At 62.0% G+C, this 23,842-nt stretch carries 19 protein-coding genes and 2 tRNA genes; 16 read left to right on the forward strand and 5 right to left on the reverse strand.

Annotation, left to right across the window (positions count from 1 at the left end; genetic code table 11):
- Positions 1-5 precede the first annotated feature (5 nt).
- Positions 6-935: a glutaminase gene (locus tag ACLKMW_RS00860; RefSeq protein WP_415722479.1), complete on the forward strand. Its 930-nt coding sequence runs from the start codon at positions 6-8 to the stop codon at positions 933-935.
- A 100-nt stretch (positions 936-1,035) separates the two neighbouring features.
- On the opposite strand, the gene ACLKMW_RS00865 is transcribed toward ACLKMW_RS00860, so the two are convergent.
- Positions 1,036-4,056, reverse strand: coding sequence for an Rne/Rng family ribonuclease (locus tag ACLKMW_RS00865; RefSeq protein ID WP_415722480.1), 3,021 nt, complete (start codon positions 4,054-4,056; stop codon positions 1,036-1,038).
- A 640-nt stretch (positions 4,057-4,696) separates the two neighbouring features.
- Here ACLKMW_RS00865 and ACLKMW_RS00870 point away from each other — a divergent pair.
- The 4 genes from ACLKMW_RS00870 (at position 4,697) to ACLKMW_RS00885 (ending at position 10,690) form a co-directional block, all read left to right on the forward strand.
- On the forward strand, positions 4,697-5,947 hold the full coding sequence (locus tag ACLKMW_RS00870) for an N-acetylmuramoyl-L-alanine amidase (RefSeq protein WP_415722481.1): 1,251 nt from the start codon (positions 4,697-4,699) through the stop codon (positions 5,945-5,947).
- A gap of 214 nt (positions 5,948-6,161) precedes the next feature.
- Complete coding sequence (locus ACLKMW_RS00875) at positions 6,162-8,621, forward strand: penicillin-binding protein 1A (protein WP_415722482.1); 2,460 nt, start codon at positions 6,162-6,164, stop codon at positions 8,619-8,621.
- Positions 8,622-8,784: 163 nt separating this feature from the next.
- A protein-coding gene (gene prfB / locus ACLKMW_RS00880) for a peptide chain release factor 2 (RefSeq protein WP_415722483.1) occupies positions 8,785-9,916 on the forward strand; the annotation gives its coding sequence in 2 pieces (ribosomal slippage) (positions 8,785-8,850 and positions 8,852-9,916; 1,131 coding nt in all).
- Positions 9,917-10,033: 117 nt separating this feature from the next.
- Positions 10,034-10,690: an OmpA family protein gene (locus tag ACLKMW_RS00885; RefSeq protein WP_415722484.1), complete on the forward strand. Its 657-nt coding sequence runs from the start codon at positions 10,034-10,036 to the stop codon at positions 10,688-10,690.
- A gap of 206 nt (positions 10,691-10,896) precedes the next feature.
- Here ACLKMW_RS00885 and ACLKMW_RS00890 read toward each other — a convergent pair whose 3' ends face one another.
- The gene (locus ACLKMW_RS00890; RefSeq protein ID WP_415722485.1) at positions 10,897-12,444 is read right to left on the reverse strand and encodes a DEAD/DEAH box helicase; all 1,548 of its coding nucleotides are present in this window, start codon (positions 12,442-12,444) and stop codon (positions 10,897-10,899) included.
- Between the two features lie 162 nt (positions 12,445-12,606).
- A complete protein-coding gene (locus ACLKMW_RS00895; protein ID WP_415722486.1) occupies positions 12,607-13,383 on the reverse strand; it encodes an NAD kinase in 777 nt (258 codons plus the stop codon).
- Between ACLKMW_RS00895 and ACLKMW_RS00900 the strand changes: the two genes are divergently transcribed.
- The 9 genes from ACLKMW_RS00900 to ACLKMW_RS00940 all read left to right on the forward strand — a co-directional run bounded on the left by ACLKMW_RS00900 (position 13,370) and on the right by ACLKMW_RS00940 (position 20,152).
- Positions 13,370-14,578, forward strand: a complete 1,209-nt coding sequence (locus tag ACLKMW_RS00900) for a sensor histidine kinase (RefSeq protein ID WP_415722487.1) — start codon at positions 13,370-13,372, stop codon at positions 14,576-14,578. The two genes, ACLKMW_RS00895 and ACLKMW_RS00900, sit on opposite strands and share 14 nt — an antisense overlap.
- Positions 14,579-14,660: 82 nt before the next feature.
- Positions 14,661-14,736: transfer RNA gene (locus tag ACLKMW_RS00905), tRNA-Thr, on the forward strand.
- A 107-nt stretch (positions 14,737-14,843) separates the two neighbouring features.
- Positions 14,844-15,416, forward strand: a complete 573-nt coding sequence (locus tag ACLKMW_RS00910; RefSeq protein WP_415722488.1) for an NADPH-dependent FMN reductase — start codon at positions 14,844-14,846, stop codon at positions 15,414-15,416.
- A gap of 102 nt (positions 15,417-15,518) precedes the next feature.
- Positions 15,519-15,860, forward strand: coding sequence for a hypothetical protein (locus tag ACLKMW_RS00915; RefSeq protein WP_415722489.1), 342 nt, complete (start codon positions 15,519-15,521; stop codon positions 15,858-15,860).
- Positions 15,861-15,940: 80 nt separating this feature from the next.
- Positions 15,941-16,702, forward strand: coding sequence for a bestrophin-like domain (locus ACLKMW_RS00920; RefSeq protein WP_415722490.1), 762 nt, complete (start codon positions 15,941-15,943; stop codon positions 16,700-16,702).
- Between the two features lie 99 nt (positions 16,703-16,801).
- Positions 16,802-17,188: a DUF2946 family protein gene (locus tag ACLKMW_RS00925; RefSeq protein ID WP_415722491.1), complete on the forward strand. Its 387-nt coding sequence runs from the start codon at positions 16,802-16,804 to the stop codon at positions 17,186-17,188.
- A 103-nt stretch (positions 17,189-17,291) separates the two neighbouring features.
- Positions 17,292-17,852, forward strand: a complete 561-nt coding sequence (locus ACLKMW_RS00930) for a copper chaperone PCu(A)C (protein ID WP_415722492.1) — start codon at positions 17,292-17,294, stop codon at positions 17,850-17,852.
- Positions 17,853-17,902: 50 nt separating this feature from the next.
- On the forward strand, positions 17,903-18,433 hold the full coding sequence (locus ACLKMW_RS00935) for a YcnI family copper-binding membrane protein (RefSeq protein WP_415722493.1): 531 nt from the start codon (positions 17,903-17,905) through the stop codon (positions 18,431-18,433).
- Between the two features lie 150 nt (positions 18,434-18,583).
- Positions 18,584-20,152 carry a copper resistance CopC/CopD family protein gene (locus ACLKMW_RS00940; protein WP_415722494.1) on the forward strand — a complete coding sequence of 523 codons (1,569 nt, stop codon included), beginning with the start codon at positions 18,584-18,586 and terminating at the stop codon, positions 20,150-20,152.
- A 7-nt stretch (positions 20,153-20,159) separates the two neighbouring features.
- On the opposite strand, the gene ACLKMW_RS00945 is transcribed toward ACLKMW_RS00940, so the two are convergent.
- On the reverse strand, positions 20,160-20,876 hold the full coding sequence (locus ACLKMW_RS00945; protein ID WP_415722495.1) for an RlmE family RNA methyltransferase: 717 nt from the start codon (positions 20,874-20,876) through the stop codon (positions 20,160-20,162).
- Positions 20,873-22,342 (reverse strand): Ppx/GppA phosphatase family protein, encoded by a 1,470-nt coding sequence (locus ACLKMW_RS00950; protein WP_458575162.1) that lies wholly within the window; start codon positions 22,340-22,342, stop codon positions 20,873-20,875. Before ACLKMW_RS00950 ends, ACLKMW_RS00945 begins: the two co-directional genes overlap by 4 nt.
- Before the next feature lie 151 nt (positions 22,343-22,493).
- Here ACLKMW_RS00950 and ACLKMW_RS00955 point away from each other — a divergent pair, with 151 nt between their 5' ends.
- Together ACLKMW_RS00955 and ACLKMW_RS00960 are read left to right on the forward strand one after the other, a co-directional pair.
- Positions 22,494-23,447, forward strand: coding sequence for a lysylphosphatidylglycerol synthase transmembrane domain-containing protein (locus ACLKMW_RS00955; protein ID WP_415722497.1), 954 nt, complete (start codon positions 22,494-22,496; stop codon positions 23,445-23,447).
- Positions 23,448-23,557: 110 nt separating this feature from the next.
- Positions 23,558-23,631 (forward strand) — tRNA-Gln (locus ACLKMW_RS00960).
- The last annotated feature ends 211 nt before the right edge of the window (positions 23,632-23,842 follow it).

Consider the following 23,842-nt stretch of genomic DNA (forward strand, 5'->3'; position numbering starts at 1 on the left):
GAGAAATGCCTGAGCTTGAGGAGGTGCTGCCGGCGCTCGCCGCCGAGATGGCCGATCGCGACGATCGCGGCGAGGTTGCTTCCTATATCCCGCAACTGAGCATCATCGACCCGAAGCGATTCGGCATTGCGGTGGCACTGACCGATGGGCGCGTCATCACCGCCGGTGACGCCGACGAGAGCTTCTCGATCCAAAGCATCTCCAAGATTTTCACGCTGACGCTGGCGCTTGGCAAGGTCGGCGATGGCTTGTGGCGGCGGGTCGGTCGCGAGCCGTCCGGCAATCCTTTCAATTCGATCGTCCAGCTCGAGCGCGAACATGGCATTCCGCGCAATCCGTTCATCAACGCAGGGGCGATCGTGGTGACGGATGTCCTGCTTGCCGACCATCAGCCGCGCGAAGCCATCGGTGAAATCCTGCGCTTCGTCCAGTTCCTCGCCGACGACGAATCCATCGTCGTCGACCGCGACGTGGCGGCTTCCGAGAAAGCAACCGGATTTCGCAACTTCGCACTTGCCAACTATATGCGCGCCTTCGGCAATCTCCATCACGCTCCGGAACTGGCGCTCGGCGTCTATTTCCATCACTGCGCCATCGCCATGAACTGCCGGCAACTGGCGCTTTCGGGCCGTTTTCTCGCTCATGGCGGGAGGCTCTCGCAAGACGGGCATTCGGTTGTCTCGAACGAACGCGCCCGGCGCATTCTAGCCTTGATGCTGACCTGCGGCCATTATGACGGCTCCGGAGACTTCGCCTTCCGCGTCGGTATTCCAGGCAAGAGCGGTGTCGGCGGGGGGATATTGGGCATCGTGCCGGGGATCGCGTCGATTGCCGTATGGTCGCCTGGCCTCAATGAGAACGGCAATTCCAAGCTCGGCTCCATCGCCCTTGAAAAACTGGCGAGGACCATGAACTGGTCGATCTTTGCGCCTTGATATGAGCCCGTAGGGCGCACTTCGCCTCTACAGCAAACCCGCTTTGGAAAAAATCCCGCGCGGTTGCGCGGGATTTTTGATCAGCAAATAGTCACAGCCTTCAGAAAAAGCTCTTGCGCTGCCACCAGCCAGACTTTTTCGGCTGTTCCGGTTCTGCTTGCGCTTCCTCGGCGGGCTGTGCTGCTGGCTCGGGCACAACTGCACCATTGGCTTCAGTAGCCGCCAAGGGTTCCGGCTCCGATTCTGGCTCGGGTGCGGGCGCAGGCGGTTCGGCCGCTTCCACTTCGGGAGCCGGTTCCTTGGTCTTGCGTCGCGTCGCTCGCGGCTTGGCCGGCTTCTTTTCGGCGGCCTTTGGCGCCTCCGTTTCGACCTTGGCTTCCGCGGGAGCCTGTTCGGCTGCGGCTGAAACCGCGTCGGCATCGGTTTTCTTGGCCTTGGCGGTGCGGCGTGGCGCCCGCTTCGGCTTTTCCGCCACCGGCTCGACTTCCGCGGCGGCTTCTTCCACGACGGCGGCCGGCTCGGGCGTCTCTACAGGCTCTTGCGAAGGTGCCGGTTCCGTTTCCACCGCGACAGGCTGTTCGGCTTCCGCCGATTCGGCCACTGCCGCTGCGTCTTCCCCGGTCTCCGCTGCTTCGGTCTGAACGGTCTCGCCTTCTTCCTTGCGGTTGCGCCGTCCGCCGCGCTTGCCGCGCCGCCGCTTCTTGCGCTCGGCGTCGTCTGCCTCGCCTGCTGAATCGACGGAAGCAGCCGCGGAGGAAACCGCCTCGGCCTCGTCTTCGACCGCATTGTCGGTGCCTTCAACCACAGCCTGCGCTTCTGAGTTGGCGTCGCCTTCCTCGGAAGCAACGTGCTGCTCGCGGTCGCGTCCACCGCGACGCCGACGGCGCTTGCGGCGCTTGCGGTCGCCGTGCTCGCCATCTTCGGCTTTCTGGGTGTGAACGGGGCTGGCTTCGGCCTCGGCTTCTTCCGTGGCCTCGTCCTCGACGATCTCGTCTTCGACCTCGTCGGGATAGGCTGGCGTGACCAGCGGCGGCGCCTGCACCAGCGGCTTTTCGGCAACCGCATCCCGGGCGATCGCGTAGTGCTGCAAGCCAACCGAATCGTCAGGTTCGATATTGATGGTCAGGCCGAAACGCTGCTCGAGTTCCACGAGCGTGTGGCGCTTGTGGTTGAGCACGTAGAGCGCGGTCGAAACCGGAGTGCGAACGGTGATGTGATGGCGCGAATCCTTGAGCAGGAATTCCTCGATGGCGCGCACCACCAGGAGCGCCACGGAGGAGTCCGAGCGCACATTGCCGGTGCCGCTGCAATGCGGGCAGGGCTTCATCGTCGATTCCAGCACGCTGGAGCGAATGCGCTGGCGCGACATCTCCATCAGCCCGAAATGCGAGATGCGCCCGACCTGGATGCGCGCGCGGTCGTTCTTCAGATGATCCTTGAGCCGCTTTTCAACCGCCCGATTGTTGCGGTTCTCCTCCATGTCGATGAAGTCGATGACGATCAGGCCGGCAAGGTCGCGCAGCCTGAGCTGACGGGCGACTTCCTCGGCGGCTTCGAGGTTGGTGTGGAGCGCCGTTTCCTCGATCGAGTGCTCTTTTGTGGAGCGGCCGGAGTTGACGTCGATGGCGACCAGGGCCTCGGTCTGGTTGATGATGATGTAGCCGCCGGATTTCAGCGTTACCTGCGGCTGCAGCATGCGATCGAGCTGGGCCTCGATGCCGCTGCGCACGAAGATCGGCGTGGTGTCGCGATAAGGCTGCACCACCTTGGCGTGGCTGGGCATCAGCATCCGCATGAAGTCCTTGGCCTCGCGGTAGCCGTCCTCGCCGGACACAAGAACCTCGTCGATGTCCTTGTTGTAGAGATCGCGCACCGAACGCTTGATCAGGCTGCCTTCCTCATACACGAGCGCTGGCGCGGTCGATTGCAGGGTCAGGTTGCGGACCGTCTCCCAAAGCCGCATCAGATACTCGTAGTCGCGCTTGATCTCGGCCTTGGTGCGGCTTTCGCCGGCGGTGCGCAGGATGACGCCCATGCCCTGCGGCACTTCGAGGTCCTGAACGACTTCCTTGAGGCGCTTGCGGTCCTGCGCGTTGGTGATCTTGCGGGAAATGCCGCCGCCGCGGGCCGTATTCGGCATCAGCACAGAATAGCGCCCGGCGAGCGACAGATAGGTCGTCAGCGCCGCGCCCTTATTGCCGCGCTCTTCCTTGACCACCTGGACCAAGAGAATCTGCCGGCGCTTGATGACTTCCTGGATCTTGTAGTGCCGGCGTGGCGGCTTGCGACGATTGCGCACTTCTTCGAGAGCGTCTTCCGCGCCGACGGACTCGATGCCCTGATCATCCTCGTGATGGGGCGAAACCTGCTCGATATTGCCGCGATCATTGTCCGACGATTCGGATTCGCCCTCAGTGGCAATTTCGTTCATAGCGGGCTGTTCGAGCGGTTCGGATATGACGTCGGCCTCGACTGCCATAGCCATCGAAGAGATGTCGACGCTGCCGGACGATGCCTCGTCGGTCGGCTCATCGGCTGACTGGCTTTCAGTTGCGTCCGCTTGGTCGGCGACTACGACGCCGTTGTCGTCGGCATTGTTGTCCGGCGTCTGCTCGCTCTCGGGCGTGTCGTCCTCGGCGGAGCTGACTTCGGACGTATCATCGTCGGTTGAGTTGTCATCAGTTGCAGACGCCTCATTGGCGTCCTGGGCGGCGGCGTGCTGCGCATCGTCGCCGTTCCGGCCGCGATTGCGGCCGCCGCGCCGGCGCCTGCGTCCGCGGTTGCGATCCTGGTGGTCGTCATTGCCGCCGTTCTCGTCGTCTTCGTCCTCGGCGTCTTCCGCCTCAGCGCGGAGCAGTGCCTGCCGATCGGCAAGCGGAATCTGGTAGTAGTCGGGATGAATTTCGCTGAATGCCAGGAACCCGTGGCGATTGCCGCCATATTCGATGAAGGCCGCCTGCAGGGAGGGTTCGACCCGCGTCACGCGGGCAAGGTAGATGTTTCCTTTGAGCTGCTTCTTGTCCTGGGATTCGAAGTCGAATTCTTCAATACGGTTACCGCGTACGACGACAACCCGTGTTTCCTCCGGGTGGGAGGCGTCTATCAGCATCTTGTTGGGCATTATCTTTTTTCCTGCCGGGCCGCACCCGCCGGAACGTGCGGAGCGAGACACGCTTCCGCAGGTCGGGCAAATCAGGCGCGCCGAGCATATTGGGGGCCGCCGATCGCTGCCTTCCCGACATGGACAAGCCGCCCGCAGCCGGAATGGCGCGGTAGGATGCGGACCTGTTCATGATTGCGGCTGAAGCCATCGCGTAATCGTGCGGTACCATTTTGGACCAAAGCCCGGAAAATCCGGACCAGCTGTTTTGCTCTTTCAGAGCCGGCGCGGAGTATCTGTTCCGGCCGTTTTCCTCGCACCGGGTGTTCCACGTCACGGGAACATTCCGGCGAAATCCGTCACGGCCACCTCGACACCTCGCAACGGCCGGTAAAAACAGACCGTTCTTGTCGCTCACGCGCTGTCCATCAGCACGGGCGCCCGCTGCGAGCATTGCGGTGACCTAATGTCGCTTTTATGATCTGCCGGGTTACAACGCAACCCTGATTTCAAGCGTCGGCAAAGCGTGTAAGGCAGTGGAACGACGGTATATCACAAGGCTTGGTTAACCTTATCCGGATACCAATCGTTAATCAGAGCGGGGTCTATCCCTCGTGAAAAATATCTGATCCATAAGCGCGACTGCAACAGGGATATTGGGATGAGTCTGGCCGACATCAAGTGCAGCGGTGTCCGGAGCGGTATTTCGCCGGCAGCGATCGGCCGTCTCCTGATATTCGCGGTCAGCCTGATTTTGATGTCGCTTTCGCAAGCGTCGAGCGCGCCACTCGAGGCGCGCGACTACAAAATGGCGGGCGACGCGACTCACATGCGCGTGGTGATGAATTTCGATCGCGAGCCCGAGCCCAAATGGTTCCTGCTGCGCGGTCCGCACCGGCTGGTGATCGATCTGGGGCAAACCAAGTTCACGCTCGACGCGAAGGAACTGAAGGCGCGCGGGCTGGTGACCAATGTCCGCTACGGCCAACTCGACGAGGAAACCTCGCGCCTGATCCTGACCTCCAAGGGGCCGTTCACAATTGAAAAGCTGGACGTGCTGCAAAACGAAGACACGCCGGGATATCGGCTGGTCATCGACATGGCGGCGGCATCGGAGCGGCAGTTCGAGGAGGCGCTGGGCATACAGGCCCAGACGACCGGCTCCACGGAAACAACGCCGACCACCGATCGGCTGGGCAAGGCGGCTGCGCCCCACAACAAGCGCTTCACCGTGGTGATCGATCCCGGACATGGCGGCATAGACGGCGGCGCGGAAGGCCTGAACGGCACCGTCGAAAAGTCTATTACGCTTGCCTTCGCGCTGGAATTGCGGGCCAAGCTGGCGCAAAGCGGCCCGTATAATGTCTATATGACGCGCGAGCGCGATCAGTTCCTGCGCCTGGACGAGCGGGTGCGTATCGCCCGGGAACACGAGGCGGACCTGTTCATCTCGATCCATGCCGACACCATCCGGCTGAAGGGCATTCGCGGCGCCACCGTCTACACGCTCTCCGACAGGGCTTCCGATGCCGAGGCCCAGGCACTCGCCGATCGGGAAAACCTTTCCGACCAGCTCGCCGGGATCGAGATAGAGGAAGAAAAGCAGGAGGTTGCCGATATCCTTGTCGATCTCATCCGGCGTGAGACCCATGGCTTTTCGATGAGCTTCGCCCGCTCGCTGATCGGCGAACTGGAAAGCACTGTCGGGCTGATCAACAATCCACACCGCTTCGCCGGGTTCCGGGTGCTGAAAGCGCCCGACGTGCCTTCGGTTCTGGTGGAACTCGGTTATCTTTCCAATCCCGAGGACGAGGAACAGTTGCGCGATCCCGACTGGCGGGGCAAGGCGGCCGACAGCATCGCCAACGCGGTGGCGGCCTTTGCCGCGGCCAAGATGGCGGCCGGCGGTTGAGGCACCCTACAGTCGATGTCCGCCCCGGCGTGCGTTGCGCGCGCACAACACTTTGCCGTTTAATGCAGAATATTGTGCCGGAAGCGGCCGTGCTGCCGTATTTTGCCCACATCGAGGCAACATGGCTTTTCGATAGCGGGTCGGGAATGCCGCGGCGACTTGCGGTCGGCGGCGTTATTGTCGAGGAATCCCCGAACCACGGATTGGAGCGGGCATGATTCGTCTCATCGGCTATTTTTTCGGCATAGGCACCATGCTGGCGCTTCTGGTGGCGGCAGGCGCGGCGATCTATGTCAGCCATCTGACCAAGGACCTGCCCGACTACGAGGTGCTGGCGAGCTACGAGCCTCCGGTCACCACCCGCATCCATGCCTCCGACGGCGCGCTGATGGGCGAGTTCGCTCGCGAGCGGCGCCTGTTCCTGCCGATCCAGGCGGTGCCGGACCGGGTAAAGGCGGCGTTCCTGTCGGCTGAAGACAAGAATTTCTACAATCATCCGGGCATCGACGTCACCGGTCTTGGCCGCGCCATCATCACCAATCTTCGCAATATGGGCTCGGGCCGCCGTCCGGTCGGCGCCTCGACTATCACCCAGCAGGTGGCGAAGAACTTCCTTCTGACCTCCAGCCAGACCTATGACCGCAAGATCCGCGAGATGATCCTGGCCTTCCGCATCGAGCAGGCCTATTCGAAGGACAAGATCCTCGAACTCTATGTGAACGAGATTTTCTTCGGCCTCGGCTCCTATGGCGTGGCAGGCGCGGCACTCACCTATTTCAACAAATCTGTGAATGAACTCACTGTCGCCGAAGCGGCCTATCTGGCGGCCTTGCCCAAGGGGCCGTCGAACTATCATCCGTTCCGGCATACCGATCGCGCCATCGAACGGCGCAACTGGGTAATCGACCAGATGGTCGACAACGGTTATGTCTCGCGCCAGGAAGGCGACAAAGCCAAGGCCGAGCCGCTTGGCGTCACGCCGCGCCGCAACGGCGACTATCTGTTTGCCGGCGAGTATTTCACCGAGGAGGTGCGCCGGGAGATCATTTCGCGTTACGGCGAAAACGCCCTCTATGAGGGCGGCCTTTCGGTACGCACGACGCTCGACCCGAAGCTGCAACTTATCGCCCGCAAGGCGATGCAGAACGGTTTGCTGAAATACGACACGCTGCGCGGTTATCGCGGCCCTCTCTCCAGCATCGACGTCTCGGGCGACTGGGGTCCGGCGCTGAGCGAGGTCAAGGGGCTGGACGACGTTCCCGAATGGCGCGTTGCGGTGGTGCTGGACAGTTCAGCGACGGGATTGTCGATCGGATTGCAGCCGAAGCGGCAGGCTTCCGGCGCGATCGTCGAGGAACGCGAACGGGGAAGCGTTTCCAAGGAGGACATGAGCTTCGCCATGCGCCACATGGTCGACGGCAAGCGCGTCAAGGCCGGTTCGCCGGCCGAGGTGCTCAAGCCCGGCGATGTCATTCTAGTGGAGAAGAAGGAAGGGAGCGAAAGCGCCTATCGCCTGCGCCAGACGCCGGCGGTTTCGGGCGGGCTCGTGGCCATGGACCCGCATACCGGTCGCGTACTGGCGATGGTGGGCGGCTTCTCCTATGCGGAATCGGAGTTCAACCGCGCGACCCAGGCGATGCGCCAGCCAGGCTCGGCGTTCAAGCCTTTCGTCTATGCGGCGGCACTCGACAATGGCTATACGCCGGCGTCCGTCATCATGGACGGGCCGATCACCATCAGGATCGGCAATACGAGTTGGTCCCCGAAGAACTACGACGGCAAGGCTGCCGGCCCGTCCACACTGCGGTCGGGCATCGAACGCTCACGAAACCTGATGACGGTGCGGCTTGCCAACGATATGGGCATGAAGCTGGTGGCCGAATATGCGGAGCGCTTCGGCGTCTACGACAAGATGCCCCAGCACATCGCCATGTCGCTGGGCTCGGGCGAAACCACGGTCATGCGCATGGTTTCGGCCTATTCGGTGATGGCCAATGGCGGCAAGCAGATCAAGCCTTCGCTGATCGACCGCATTCAGGACCGTTACGGCAAGACGGTTTTCAAGCATGACGATCGCGGCTGCGAAGGCTGCGTCGCGACCGAATGGGCAAACCAGCCCGAGCCCGAGCTTGTCGACAATTCCGAGCAGGTGCTCGATCCGATGACCGCCTATCAGATCACTTCGATGATGCAAGGGGTGGTCCAACGCGGCACCGCCACGACGCTAGCCGAACTCGGCCGGCCGCTCGCCGGCAAGACCGGTACGACCAACGACGAGAAGGATGCATGGTTCATCGGCTATACGCCGAACCTCGTTGTCGGCCTTTACATGGGCTATGACAAGCCGACGCCGCTCGGCAAGGGCGCGACCGGCGGCGGTCTTGCCGCCCCGATCTTCAAGGAATTCATGACTGCCGCCCTGAAGGACAAGCCGATCGTGGACTTCCAGGTTCCGGAGGGCATGAAGCTCATCGCCATCAATCGCAAGACCGGCATGCAGGCGCAGGAGGGCGAGCCCGGTGCCTTCGTCGAGGCGTTCAAGCCCGGCACCGGCCCGGCCGACAGCTACTGGATCATCGGCATGGGCGAGGATGGCAGCAGCGGCTACGGGGCGGCCCTTTCGCCGCAGGCGAGCAAGGCCATCACCGAGGGCGGTGGCGGCGGTCTCTACTGATCTGCGGTCCATTTCGCTTTACAGCTTGCGGTCGCCTGCCTATGGTCCGCGCCGGTCAAGGCCGGAGCGTGAGGCTTCGCGACGGACCTGACGGTGGAGCGTGGCGTTCGGGCGAGCGTCGTGGTGCTCCGACAGCCATTTCAACGGGGATAGATTGCCTGCCATGCGCGCAGAAACGGAAAAGCTGGTCGACGAAATCAAGCAGGCCATAAGCCTGCTGAGGAGGCATCTTTGACTGGGATCAGGCCATAAAGCGGCTTGAATACCTGAACATGCGTTCGGAGGACAACAGCCTCTGGGACGACCCTCAGGAAGCCCAGAAACTGATGCGCGAACGTCAGAGCCTCGATGACTCGATCAATGCGATCAAGGGCTTGTCACAGGCGCTTGAGGACAATGTCGGCCTTATCGAACTCGGCGAGGAGGAAGGCGATGCCGACGTCGTCGCCGAAGCGGAAACAGCGATCCGCTCGCTCTCAGGCGAGATCAAGGCGCGCCAGATCGAAACCATGCTGTCGGGCGAGGCCGACGCCAACGACACCTATATCGAGGTCCATGCAGGGGCCGGCGGCACCGAAAGCCAGGATTGGGCGTCGATGCTTCTGCGCATGTATACGCGCTGGGCGGAACGCCGCCGCTTCAAGGTCGAGGTGCTCGAAATTCATGATGGCGAAGAGGCCGGCATCAAGTCAGCGACGCTGCTTATCAAGGGCCACAATGCATATGGCTGGCTGAAGACCGAATCAGGCGTCCATAGATTGGTGCGCATTTCGCCTTATGACAGCAATGCGCGCCGCCACACCTCCTTTGCCAGCGTGTGGGTCTATCCGGTGGTGGACGACACGATCGAAGTCGACGTGTCGGAATCCGACGTGCGGATCGACACCTATCGGGCATCGGGCGCGGGCGGCCAGCACGTCAACACGACCGATTCGGCGGTGCGCATTACCCACATCGCGACCGGCATCGTGGTGGCCTGCCAGCAGGAACGCTCGCAGCACAAGAACCGCGCGACGGCATGGAACATGTTGCGTGCGCGGCTCTATGAGGCGGAACTGCAAAGGCGCGAGGAAAAGGCCAACGCCCAGGCCGCGGCCAAGACCGACATCGGCTGGGGGCACCAGATTCGCTCCTATGTCCTGCAGCCCTACCAACTGGTCAAGGATCTGCGCACCGGTGTGGAAAGCACCAGCCCTCAGGACGTACTCGACGGCGACCTTGACGAGTTCATGGAGGCATCGCTTTCGCAGCGCATCGAGGGTGGGCAAGGGCAGCCGATCGCCGACATCGATTGAGGCGGTGCTTGCGGCGGATTTTGAGCATTTTGGAAAGCAACCGGCGGTTTTACGGTTCCGTTTTTTGCCGCATTTCGTGTTACAAGGCGCTGGACGCAATCTGAGAGGGAAGACTGAATGAGCAAGAAATTGATCGCCGTGCTGATGGCGACGGCCTTTCTCGGCGCATGCACGACCGACCCCTATACGGGTGAGCAGAAAGTATCGAATACGGCGGGCGGCGCGGCGATCGGAGCCGGGCTAGGTGCGCTGGCGGGCATGGCCGTCGGCGGCAGCAAGAACGCGCAGCGCAATGCCGTTCTGATCGGTGCCGGCCTCGGCGCGCTGACCGGCGGCGCCATCGGCGCCACGATGGATCGCAACGAGGCCGAATTGCGCGCGCAGTTGCAGGGCACCGGCGTCAGCGTCACCCGCGCGGGCGACCAGATCATCCTCAACATGCCGTCCGACATCACCTTCGGCGTCGATCAGGACGACATCAAGCCTGGGTTCTACCAGACCCTGAACTCGGTGGCATTGGTGCTGAAAAAGTTCAACCAGACGCTTGTCGACGTTTACGGCCATACCGATTCGACCGGCAGCGACCAGCACAATTTCGATCTGTCGCAGCGCCGGGCACTGTCGGTTGCGAATTACCTGAATGCTCAAGGGGTCGATTCGCGGCGCTTCGCGGTTACCGGCTTCGGCAAGACGCGGCCGATCGCCTCCAATGCGACCGCCGAGGGCCGGGCGCAGAATCGTCGCGTCGAAATCCAGCTTTCGCCGCTGACCTGAGCGCCGTGCGTGCAGTTGGGCGCGCAAAGGACGCTCTAACGCTTTGATAAGCAACCGGGTTGTTCTCCGAAAACCCGATCCGGGTTTTCGGTCCGGTGCTCCAACCGCCCCGGCGATAGCTCTTCAGTTGCCGCCGGAGCAACACTAACAAAAAAAGCCCATCGCATTGCGATGGGCTTTTTTTGACCAGATGCGGCTGCTAGCGATCAGACCTTGACCGCAATCTTCATGAAGGCCGGCATATCGTCACCGAAGCCGATCGTACCGTCATCATCCTCACGGCGCTGGCGCGCGTTGCGGTCTTCATGGCGGGAACGATCCTCGCGGCGAGGGGACTGCGCCTTTTCCGAATGAGCCTTGCGCTCAGCGTTGTCGGCTTTGATCGCGGCCTTGCGATTGCCGCGCTCGTCATTGTCGGCGACGAGCGGCTCGCGTGGCGCGGCATCTTCCTGTACCGCTGTCTGTTCTTCCGGCTTGCCATGGCGCTCGCCGCGCGACCGACGCCCGCTCCCATCCTTGCGGCCATGGCCGCGCTGCGAGGAGCGGCCTCTGCGAGGCGCGTGATCGGTGCTTTCGCTTTCGGTGACCGTCGAGAGGTCGCCGTCATGCCATTCGATCGGCTGGCCGATCAGCTTCTCGATCGCGTCGAGATGCTTGGTGTCGGACTTCGTCACGATGGTGAAGGATTTGCCGGAGCGGCCGGCACGACCGGTGCGGCCAATGCGGTGGACATAGTCCTCCGCATGGATCGGCACGTCGAAATTGAACACATGGCTCACGTCGGGAATGTCTAGCCCTCGGGCGGCGACATCGGAGGCTACGAGCAGCTTCAGCTTGCCTTCGCGGAAATTCGCCAGCATCTGCATGCGGGCCCGCTGGTCCATGTCACCGTGCAACGCACCGGCGTCGAACTCATGCTTGGTCAGCGAGCGGAACAGTTCGGAGACTTCGACCTTGCGGTTGCAGAAGATGATGGCGTTCTTCAGCCCGTCGGCTTCTTCCTCGATCAGCTTGCGCAACACCGCGCGCTTGTCCCAGGGCTTGCTGCCGGACTTGACCAGACGCTGGGTGATGTTGATGGCGGTAGAGGCTGCCCGCGCCACTTCCACCCGCACCGGCGTATGCAGGAACTGATCTGTCAGCTTGGTGATCTCGGGCGGCATGGTTGCCGAGAAGAACAGCGTCTGGCGGGTGAAGGGGATCATTTCGCAGATACGCTCGATGTCGGGGATGAAGCCCATGTCGAGCATGCGGTCGGCCTCGTCGATGACGAGGACCTCGACGCCATTCAAGAGCAGCTTGCCGCGTTCGCGGTGGTCGAGCAGTCGGCCTGGTGTTGCGATCAGCACGTCGGCTCCGCGCTCCAGCTTCTTTTCCTGGTCGTCGAACGAGACGCCGCCGATCAGGAGCGCGATATTGAGCTTGTGGTTCTTTCCATATCTGGTGAAGTTCTCTTCCACCTGGGCGGCAAGTTCACGAGTCGGCTCGAGGATGAGAGTGCGCGGCATGCGCGCCCGGGCGCGGCCCTTTTCAAGGCGCGTCAGCATAGGCAGCACGAAGGATGCGGTCTTGCCGGTGCCGGTCTGGGCGATGCCCAGGACGTCCTTGCCCTGCAGCGCATGCGGTATCGCGCCTGCCTGGATGGGGGTTGGCGTGGTGTAGCCGGCGTCCGTCACCGCCGAAAGGACTTTCGGCGATAGGCCGAGATCGGCAAAGGTCAACGCTTCTTGAGCGGTCTGGATGTCTGAGGACAAGTGCTTCGACTGTCTTTGGTTTTTTCAGGGCACGTCCTAGCGGACGCGGCAAGCGCCCCGCGCTTGCTCATCAGTCCAAGGCGTTACGGCTCGTAAGCCGATTTGTCAACACAAACAGGCGTGAAGGCCGCATTTACAATAGCTGACGCTTAATATGGAAGGTTAATAGCGGAATTGTTCGGCAAGAATGCGCTCGTTCCAGGAATGACTGGCGTCAAACAGTAGCGTCGCGGTGTGGTCAAGCGATTCCCGAACGGTGACATAGACGACCGATTTGACTTCAGTGTGATCGGCGGCGGCATTCACCGGCCTCTTTTCAGGCTCGAGCACATCGAAGCGCACCGTGGACTTGTCCGAGAGCAGCGCGCCGCGCCAGCGGCGGGGGCGGAAGGGGCTGACCGGGGTCAGCGCCAGCAGAGGCGCATCGAGCGGCAGGATAGGCCCATGCGCGGACAAATTGTAAGCGGTGGAACCGGCTGGTGTCGCGATCATCACGCCGTCGCAGGCCAGGTCGTCCAGCCTGACCTTGCCGTCTACGGTGATGCGAATTCGCGCGGTCTGGTAGGATTGCCGCCACAGGGCGACCTCGTTGATGGCAAGGGCGGAAACCGTCTCGCCGTCCGAGGTCATCGTCTCCATCTCGAGCGGGCGGATCGTTTCGGAAATCGCGGCCTCGACACGTTCGCCAAGATCGGCTTCGCTGTATTCATTCATGAGGAAGCCGACGGTGCCGCGGTTCATGCCGTAGACCTGCTTGCCGGTTCCCATGGTTTCGCGCAGCGTCTGAAGCAGGAAACCGTCGCCGCCAAGCGCCACGACGATATCGGCCTGAGCGACGGTAGCCGAGCCGTAAAGCGAAGTGAGGCGGGCGGCGGCTTGCCTGGCGTCAGGCGCATCCGACGACACGAACGCGAAGATAGCTCTTTTGCTTCTTGTCATGCCGAGCTCGCGCCCTCATCCGGAATTTGGTCGCGCCGAGGTAGCATGTCGACCTCGTTCTGCAAAGAGTCCTGCTTTGGCCGCGTCACGGCCAGCCGATCGGACAATATCCATTGTGGTAAGCTTGAAGGAACCTTTATCCGTCATATTTATTGTTGCTTACGAACCTCCGGGCCGCGGAAACATGAATGAGCAATCTTTAGCGCTTCTCGCCGCGCTCGTCCGGTCATCGCTTGATGCTATCGTCAGCAAGGATCTCTCCAGCATCGTAACGTCCTGGAATCCCGCCGCCGAACGTATGTTCGGCTACACCAGCGACGAAATGATCGGCCAGTCCATCCTGCGGATCATTCCCCCCGACAGGACTGAGGAAGAGGTCTTCATCATGGAGCGCGTGAAGCAGGGCGAGGTGCTCGAGCACTATGAGACGATGCGACAGCACAAGGACGGGCATCTCATCCATCTGTCATTGACTATTTCCCCCATCCGGTCTCGAGAAGGCGAAATTGTCGGTGTCTCGAAGATAGCGCGTGACATCAGCGAGCGGCGCATGGCGGAAGAGACCCGTCGGCTTCTGATGCGCGAGGTCAACCATCGGTCCAAGAACCTGCTTGCGGTCATCGAAGCGATCGTTCGGCAGACGGCTTCCCGCACCCCGGCAAATCGTCTGGTACCGCGCATTTCGGCAAGGTTGCAAGCTCTATCGCGAGGTCAGGACCTCCTGGTCAAGAACGAGTGGCGCGGAATTCCCTTTGATGAACTGGTCTGGTCGCAGATGCCTTATCTGGACGCCGATAGCGAACGGCGGATCGTCATCGACGGCCCGGCGATCATGCTGACGCCGGTGGCGGCGCAGGCAGTGGGCATGGCGTTGCATGAGCTGGCCAGCAACGCTCAGGAACATGGTGCCCTTTCCGACACCACCGGCCAGGTTGCTGTCGAATGGGGCTTGTCGGGCAGCCTGCGCGAACCGACGCTTTCGCTGAATTGGACTGAGAGCGGCGGCCCGTTCGTGATGCCCGCGCCGCACGCCGGTTTCGGACGCACAATCCTCGAACGGGTAACTCCAACATCGTTGAACGGCACGGCCATTTGCGAGTACAGTCCGGATGGAATGAGCTGGCAGCTCAAGGCTCCCGCGCAAGCCAATGTGGTGGGTTATTCACAGACGCCAGTATTCGGAAACACGTTCTGACCGCGCGGGTGAGCGCCCGCTCCACGAAAAAGCCAGAGTTTCGACTTTACTGGCGCGGCAAATGTGCTAACCGAAACCCAGTGCCCTTGTAGCTCAGTTGGTAGAGCACCTGATTTGTAATCAGGGGGTCGGCGGTTCGAGTCCGTCCGGGGGCACCAATCCTCTCTGCTTCGGTAATTGGGGGGTGGCAAGCCGATGTCACCTGGGGAATAATCTCATGGGGGCTCATGCCGGGCGATCGTCCGGCGCAATGGGAGTGCCCGCCATGACCACCCACAAAGTCGGCTATCTTGTCGGCAGCCTCGCCACTGGCTCCATCAACCGCAAGCTTGCCAAAGCGCTCGTCCGTCTCGCGCCGGACAGGCTGGAGATGGAGGAGATTTCGTTCAGAGACCTGCCGCTCTACAGCTATGATTACGACGCTGATTTTCCGCCGCCCGCCCAGGCGTTCAAGGCGGCGCTGGCGGCAATCGACGCGGTGCTGTTCGTGACGCCGGAATACAACCGCTCGATTCCCGGCGGGCTGAAGAACGCCATCGATTGGGCCAGCCGGCCCTATGGAATGAACTCGTTCACCCGCAAGCCGTCGGCCGTTATCGGAACGTCGCCTGGAGCGATCGGGACTGCGGTGGCGCAGCAGAGCTTGCGCAGTGTTTTGAGCTTCTGCAATTCGCCGCAGATGAATGCGCCGGAAGCATATATCCAGTTCAAGCCCGGCCTCATCACCGATGATGGCGAGGTCACCGACCAATCCACGGCGGAATTCCTGCGCAACTATATGGCTGAATTCGATGCTTTCATAACCCGCGTTTACACGGTGATACCGAAGACCAGGTGAGCTCGGTACGGAGAATATAGTTGTTGGAAACGAGGCACTGTATTCTTATCCCGCCGCGCAACTGATACGAAGCCTCGCCCATTCCGGGCGGGGATCATATCGATGACATTCAGATCGCTTTCCGCTGCTACCGCAGCGCTGACCATTTGCCTGACCTCGACTTTCGCAGCGCAAGCCGAGGACCTTGTTTTCACGCTTACGAACGGCACGAATTCGGTGCTGCGCGAATTCTACACCTCGCCCACGGGAGTCGAGGACTGGGAGGAGGATGTGCTGGGTCGGGATGTGCTCAACCCCGGCGAGAGCGTCGATATAACGATCGCCGACGGCCGCCGTGTGTGCGAATACGATATGCGGTTCGAGTTCACCCAGGATTCGGATCTGGACACGACCACCGATACGCAGGATCTCTGCGAGCTTGGTTCCTACACGATCGCGGAATAGCGCAAGCGCTGGAGCGTCGGCTGACGACCGATTACAAGACAGCAGTACGTTCGGCCGGTCGGACGGGGGGAGGGGCTTTCATGGATGAGATTTTCTCTTTGTCAGCGCCGGCGCTGCTGCTGCTGTTTTCCGTCTTCGGAGGCGCTTGCCTTGCAGCGTCGATGGCGCTTCTGAGCTATTTTCGGCGTCGCGCGGAATGCGCGCCCGAGACGATACCGGTTGCCGCGTTCGTCGGCACGATCGCGACCGCATGGGCACTGTCGCTCGGCTTTGCCGCGGCGGACGTCTGGTCTGTCAAGGCGCAGGCCGAGCAGGTTGCCAGCGAAGAGCGATCCACGATCGGGCGCCTCGCCGGCATGGCAAGCGCGGATGCGTTGAACATTCCGCAACTTCTGGAAGCCCTTCGCGCTTACAAACGGGCGGTGAAGACCGGCGAATGGGAACGGTCCGGCAACCGGACCCCATCCACCGAGGTCGACAGGGCGCTCCAGCAGATCAGGCTTGCCATTATCGGGATGGCGATGGACAAAACCCCGGCGTCGCTCATGGGCAAGATGACCCAGGACTTCGACGAACTCCAGGACGCAAGGAACAAGCGGCTGGCAATCGGCAGCACTTCGGTCAGCAAGTACAAATGGTATCTGGTGCTGTTCCTGACGTTTCTTTCCATGGTGGCCATAGCCGCCGTCCACGCGGATCGTCCGATTGCGGGACGCAACGCGCTGTCCATTTTCACGGTGGCGGCAGTGGTCAGCCTCTGGATACTGGCGCTGCACGCCAGTCCCTACGCCGGGGCGGCACGCATCGAATTTGATGCGGTTCATTTCCCGCTGCCCGTCTGATCAAGCCAGATTGCCGCACGGATCGGTTGGCCATTTGCCGGCGCTCATGAAAGTGTTACCAGACGCGTCGGGTTCTGAGATTGGTCTTCAGGTGCGCCGGTGACGTTTCGGTTCAAAGGACGCAATGCAGCAATTGCGCTTGTCGCAACCTGCATGCTCGTCCTGCAATCGGTGGCGGGTGCATTTGCGCTGGGTGCCGGTACAGGCTCCGTGCCATTGGACGCATTCGGTAACCCGCTGTGTCTGGCCGGAAGCGACGGTTCCCATACCGGCAATGACGGCAGCGAACACACCAAGATTCCGAATTGTTGCGCGCTTGGCTGCGGCCTCGCCGCTTCGTCCTTTGGCACGCCGCCCGATGCCGTCTCGCTGCCGGTTGAACGAAAAGTCGATCTCAGCGCGATCGTTCAGGCGTCTTCGCGCATCCACGTTTCTGCCCATGGCTACGAACCGGGCAATCCCCGCGCTCCGCCGCTGACGGCCTGACAATCCGGGTTCGCGTTTGGCGTGACCCGTCGAAGTTCGTCTAGATCAGTTCATGACTGTTCGCAGCCTCGTGGCGCGGACCAATCATACGTGGAGTATTCCAATGAAAATGCCTTTTCGCGCGATTGCGCGTTCTGCCACTGCCGTGCCGGCAACACTGCCGCTTCGCTCTTTCGAAAGACAGATCGGCTTGCTCGCTCTCGCGACCATGTTTTTCCTGGCCCTGATGCAGCCGCTGTCGGCTCACGAATTCAAGGCCGGCGACATAAGCGTTGACCACCCATGGTCGCGTGCCACCCCGGCGGGCGCCAAGGTTGCCGTGGGCTATCTGGTCATTCGCAATGCCGGATCCGCGCCCGACCGGCTGGTTTCGGTGACATCGGAGATCGCCGACAAGGCCGAAGTCCATGAAATGGCCGTCGATGCCAATGGCGTGATGACCATGCGACCGCTGGCCGGCACGCTGGAGATCGCAGCCGGAGACGAGGCGGAACTAAAGCCGGGTTCCTATCATCTGATGTTCATGGGCCTGAAGCGGCCGGTGAAGGAAGGGGAGGCATTTCCGGCCACGCTGTCCTTCGAGAACGCAGGCACCGTCGACGTGGAGTTTACCGTTCAGGCGATCGGCGGTAGCGCCGGTCATGGCGGGCACGACGGCCACTGAACTGGAAACTTTCAAAGCCGGCCTGAACTTGGTCGGAGAAAGATCATCCGATGCTGAAGAAACTTATACCGGCGCTGGCACTGGCCGTGCTTGGCTCCGGAACAGCGCTTGCCCATGTTTCCCTTCAGCCGAAGGAGGCGCCGGTGGGCTCGACGTATAAGGCGGTTCTTGGGGTGCCGCACGGCTGCGAAGGCAAGCCCACCAATGTTGTCCGGGTCAAGATTCCGGAAGGCTTCATCGCCGTAAAGCCGCAGCCCAAGCCTGGCTGGACACTGGAGAAGGTGAGGGGAGCATACGAAAAATCCTATGACTACTATGGAACTCCGACCGGCGAGGGCGTGACGGAGGTCGTCTGGAGCGGTGGCAATCTGGGTGACGACGAATATGACGAATTCGTCCTGCGCGGTTACCTGACTCCCGGCCTGCCGGTCGGAGAAATCCTTTATTTCCCGGTCGTGCAGGAATGTGCCGATGGTGCCGCCGAACGCTGGATCGAAATTCCCGCCAAAGGTCAGTCGAGCGACGAACTGGAGCTTCCGGCTCCCGGCGTCAAACTGCTGGAAAGCGTCGGCGGCCACTGAGGTGAAAGGAGGACTCGCCACCGCGCGCCCTCCCAGGCCGATGCTGGGATAGGCTGATCGATGCGGCATGAGCAGAACAGGCCGACGGGTAAACCGGCTTTGTTGTTGAGCCGCACAGCCCGTGGCGTGCGCCCATGCGGCGGCTTGGCGATGGTTTTTCTTGCCATCGTCGTCTGGCTTTCACTATCCGCCGCCGCATTCGGCCATGCCTCTTTGGTTGCCGCGGAGCCCGCCGACGGAAGCGTGGTCAGTGCCGCACCATCGCAATTTTCACTGACCTTCAGCGAACCGGTCTCGGTGCTGGCGCTGGCGCTGATTCAACCGGATGGCTCAAGCATGGCGCTCACGCGTTTCCTGCTGCGTGATCACCGCCTCGACATCGAAGCGCCTGTCGATCTTGCCCAAGGCACACATGTCTTGAGCTGGCGTGTCGTCTCGGCCGATGGCCATCCGATTGCCGGTTCCGTGGTCTTCTCCGTCGGCGCGCCGAGCACCGCGCCGCCGGTCGTTACCGACGCAGTCAACTGGCCCGTTCGGCTTGCGGTCTGGTCGGGCAGGCTTGCGCTTTATCTCGGCCTGTTTTTCGGTGCTGGCGGGGCTTTTGCCATCGTCTGGCTCGCAGGGGGCGAGGCTGCGGGCAGGGCAGTCGTGCGGTGGATGCTCGCTATCGGCGTGCTCGGCGCGGTTCTGTCCGTTGGCTTTCAAGGCCTCGATGCACTCGGCCAGCCCCTTCAGCGCATTGCCGACTGGCGCGTCTGGCAGGCTGGTCTGAGTACCAGTTTCGGCAGCACCGCGTTCGCTGCCGTTTCGGCCTGCGCAATTGCAATTCCTGGTCTCGCCCTTAAGAGGCTGGCGGCTCGCCTGCTAACGCTCGCCGCACTTGCCGGGACGGGACTGGCGCTTGCACTCAGCGGCCATGCAAGTGCTGCCGAGCCGCAATGGCTCACCCGCCCCATGGTGTTCCTGCATGGCACGACCATCGCGTTCTGGACAGGCGCGCTCATTCCGATCGGGCTAGGTTTGAAGCGCCGGGGCCTGGCAGCCCTCATCGCGCTTTGTCGCTTTTCGCGCGTCATTCCATTTGTAATTGCAGTGCTCATTTGCGCGGGTGTGGTGCTTGCGCTGATACAGGTGCAGACGCCTTCGGCCTTGCTGCACACTGCCTATGGGCGAGTTTTCCTGGTCAAGCTGGCACTGCTCGTCTTCCTGTTCACGCTGGCCGTGCTCAATCGTTGGGTACTGACCAAACCCGTCCGGGGGGGCGATGCTGGCGCGAGGCGGCGTCTCGTGCGGGCTATCGCCACCGAGACGGCCATCGCGGTGTTGATTTTCGGCGTTGCCGCCTCCTGGCGTTTCACTCCGCCGCCGCGCGCACTGGCAATCGCGGCCGCTGAGCCGGCGGTTACGCATATTCACACCGTAAAAGCGATGGCGGACCTGACGCTGACGCCGGGTCGCGCCGGCCCAATGTCAGGCTCAATCGTTGTGATGACAGGCGACTTCGGGCCGTTGGATGCCAAGGAGGTGACGCTGGTGCTTTCAAATGAAGCCGCCGGGATCGAGCCGATCCGGCGCCCGGCGCGCAAGGGCGGCGATGGGACGTGGAGCATCGACGGTCTTGCTCTTCCGGTTGCCGGAAAATGGAAGGTGCGCATCGATGTGCTGGTTTCGGACTTCGACCTCGCAAGACTGAATGGCGAAGTCGAGATCCGGCCATAAGTCGCCGCTAGGTTTCCTCCTGGTCCGGGCGACCCTTGAAATTCTTGGCGAGTAGATAGAGTTCGGCTGATTCGTCGCGCGAAGCCGGCGGCTTGACGTGATGGACTGAGCCGAAATTCTGCTTCAGTCGCGTCAGCAGCGCATTTTCGGTTCCGCCCTGGAAGGTCTTGGCAAGGAAATGGCCGCCGGGCTTCAGCACCGAGATGGCGAAATCGGCGGCGACTTCGCAAAGGTGCATGGTGCGGATGTGGTCGGTTCGCCGGTGCCCGGTCGTCGGCGCGGCCATGTCGGACAGCACCAGATCAGGCTCGCCGCCGAGTGCCTCGGTAAGTTTTGCCGGTGCTTCGTCGTCGAGGAAATCCATCAACAGCACCGGTGCGCCCGGGACCGCATCCATTTCCAGATAGTCGATGCCGACGACGTGCGGATCTTCGGCGGTGGATTTGGTGCGGGCCGCCGCCACCTGGCACCAGCCGCCGGGTGCCGCGCCAAGGTCGATCACCCGCATGCCCGGCTTCAGCAGATGATGGCGCTCGTCGATCTCGATCAGCTTGTAGGCGGCGCGCGAGCGATAGCCCTCAGCCTTCGAGCGCTGCACGTAAGGGTCGTTCATGTGCCGCTCGAGCCAGCGCCGCGACGATTCCTTCAAGCCGCTTTTCTTCTTGATTCGCGTCTTCAGGACGCGAGCGCCGCCCGCTCCGGTGGTGCCCGGCTTCTTCGTCATTGCCCTGATCCGTTCCGCCAACCGCGACGCCAGACGCCGTCGTCCGCCATGAGTTCGCTCAATATGCCTTCACGCAGGCCCCTGTCGGCCACACGCAGTCTTTCGGAGGGCCAGACGCGTCGAATCGCCTCCAGTATGGCGCAACCCGCCAGTACGAGATCGGCGCGGTCGGCGCCGATGCAGGCGTTGGCGACGCGCGCCTGGAAATCCCAGCCGAGCAGTTTGTCGATCATGCGGTCGACGCTGGCATTGTCCAGCCACAAGCCGTCGACCTGACGACGATCGTAGCGGGCAAGCTCGAGGTGAACGCCGGCCAGCGTGGTGACCGTGCCCGATGTTCCAAGAAGATGAAATCGCGAGCCCTGCATCAAATGGTTGATGCGGTTGCGGCCCTCGAAAGCCTCGAGCATCTCCGTCACGTGATCGACCATCGCCGCAAAGATTTCAGGCGACACATCTCGTCCGCCGAAATGTTCGGCAAGCGAAACGACGCCCACCGGCAGCGATGTCCAGGAGACGATATGGTTGGCCAGTCGCGACGATCGCGGCCCCGACAGGTCGATCAGCGCGATTTCCGACGAGCCGCCGCCGATGTCGAAAAGCACGACGCCATCCGTGCCGCGTTCGACGAGTGAACCACAACCGGAGACTGCCAGGCGCGCTTCCGTTCGCCGGTCGATGATCTCCAGCTTGAGGCCCGCTTCCTTCTCGACGCGCTGAAGAAATTCGGCGCCATTTTCGGCCGATCGGCAGGCTTCCGTGGCGATCAGTCTGGCCCGCCTGATCGTGCGGTTGCGCAGCTTATCGCCGCAGACCTTCAGCGCCTCGACCGCCCTGTCCATGGCCGCCTCGCCGAGGCGCCCGCTGGCCGAGAGGCCTTCACCCAGGCGCACGATGCGCGAGAATGCATCGATGACCCGGAAATTTCCGGCGCGGCCGGGCACCGCCACCAGCAGGCGGCAATTGTTGGTGCCGAGATCGAGCGCGGCGAACACCGGCAATTCGCTCGGCACCTGTCGGCGCGATGTATTCTGTGCCGCAGCGCTTGCAGATCGTTCGGTCCGCTCCGGTCCGGCTGGCCGGTTGGGGGCAGGGGCTGTCCGCGTGGACTTTGCCGCCGGCGCCGGCGCCTGCGCATCCGGTTGCCGCGCGGCCTCGTCACGCGCAAACACCTTGCGGCCGCGCTTGCGCTTGCGCCGCTTCTTGCCTTTGCTGGCATGGGTCGACGCATCGGGGGCCGCATGTCCGTTGCTGGACGGATGAACGGGCGACCGGTGATTCCGGTTCGCATGCCGGCTGCCGATCACGCCTTGCGCCGACAGCCGCCCCTTGGACGCGCCCGCAGCCGGCGCGCCGGCGCCGGTATCGGGATCTTCCACTATCGATGTCCTTCCAGCGCCGCGCGAACCGGAACCGGACGCTGCTGACGCTTCGATTTTCAGTTGGAGACACGATAGCAGCGCAATGCCGGATCACCAAGTGGCGTGCCGTCAAATTCGATCACGCCATCAAGACAATTCGTTTCCGAGGTTGAACAGGAGCTGTCGATCATGCATTGCTGAAAAACCGTCCCGACGGCGGCCCGCGGATTTCAAGAAAGGCGTACAGGCGACGAATTTGACAAAGTTGAGGACCTATTTCTGGCCATTCGTCGGCCTATGTGCCGTCGCGTTTTCAGTGTGGCTGCTCTATCACGAGTTGCGCGGAATCTCGATAGAGGATGTCGGGGACGGTCTGTCTGCGATACCGCTGCATCGGTGGCTGCTGGCCGGCCTCAGCACCGTGTTCGCTTATTTCGCACTTGCCGGCTATGACCACATCGCACTACTGCATCTGGGCCGGAAGATACCTTTCGCTTTCGTCACCGTCTGTTCGTTCACCACCTATGCGCTGGCGCATAATATTGGCGGGTCGGTGCTTTCGGGCGCCGTTATCCGCTATCGCGCCTACGCCTCCAAAGGCCTGACAGGCCAGGAGGTCGGCATTCTGGTTGGGCTGTGCTCTTTTACCTTCGTGCTCGGCGTCGCCATTCTTGCCGGCATCCTGCTTATTTCGGCACCCGAAATGCTGGACGGCTTCGTCGATGTGCTGCCGATCTCGGCATCGAGAACCAGCGGAGCGATGATTCTGGCGCTTGTGGGCCTTTATGTCATCGGCAGTTGGCTCGGCCTGAAGCCGCTGCGTCTCGGGCGTCTGCAGATAAGCTATCCGAAACTGCCGATCGTGGCGCGTCAGTTGATCATTGGCCCGGCCGAATTGCTGGCAGCCGCAGCGATCATCTATTTTGCACTGCCCGCCGCTGGAAATCCGGGCTATTTCGTCGTGCTCGGCGTTTTCATCATTTCGTTTTCCGCCGCCCTTTTGTCGCATGCGCCCGGCGGACTGGGAGTTCTGGAGATCGTGTTCCTCGCCGGCCTGCCGAACATGGACCCGGCGGCGGTGCTTGCCGCTCTTGTCGTCTTCCGGCTTTTCTACCTGATCCTCCCGCTGGTCCTGGCGCTCCTTGTCGTCGTCCTTTTCGAACGGTCACAATTTTCGCAGCGTCAAGAAACGTCTGCCGATGAAAGGTAACGGAACGCGTGTTGCGCACTTGACTATTTCCCGCCGTTGACTACAACGCACCGCGCAGGCTGCCGACGCGAAGCGCTGCCGCCGGACGAACGCCGCCCTCCCGCGGCTGTTGGGGAATAGGTTAACGGTAGACCCACGGACTCTGACTCCGTTAGTCCTGGTTCGAATCCAGGTTCCCCAGCCACATCACTTTCCATGCGAATTCCTTTGTGAACCAGCAAGAAAAAATCGCGAGTTAGTATCCGCGGTTGTCATTGCCAGACGGTCCGGGCGCTCCCAGGAAGAGGGGCGATCCGGCCTGTTTTGCATTTTTCAGCCAATGAACGCATCGGACCTCTCCACGGGGCGTTGACGGCTGCAGCCTGCTCTCTTCGATGAGGCCCGGAGGTGGATGC

This window comes from Borborobacter xinjiangensis, from assembly GCF_047739745.1.
In the GTDB taxonomy this organism is placed as follows: Bacteria; Pseudomonadota; Alphaproteobacteria; order Rhizobiales; family Rhizobiaceae; genus Pseudaminobacter.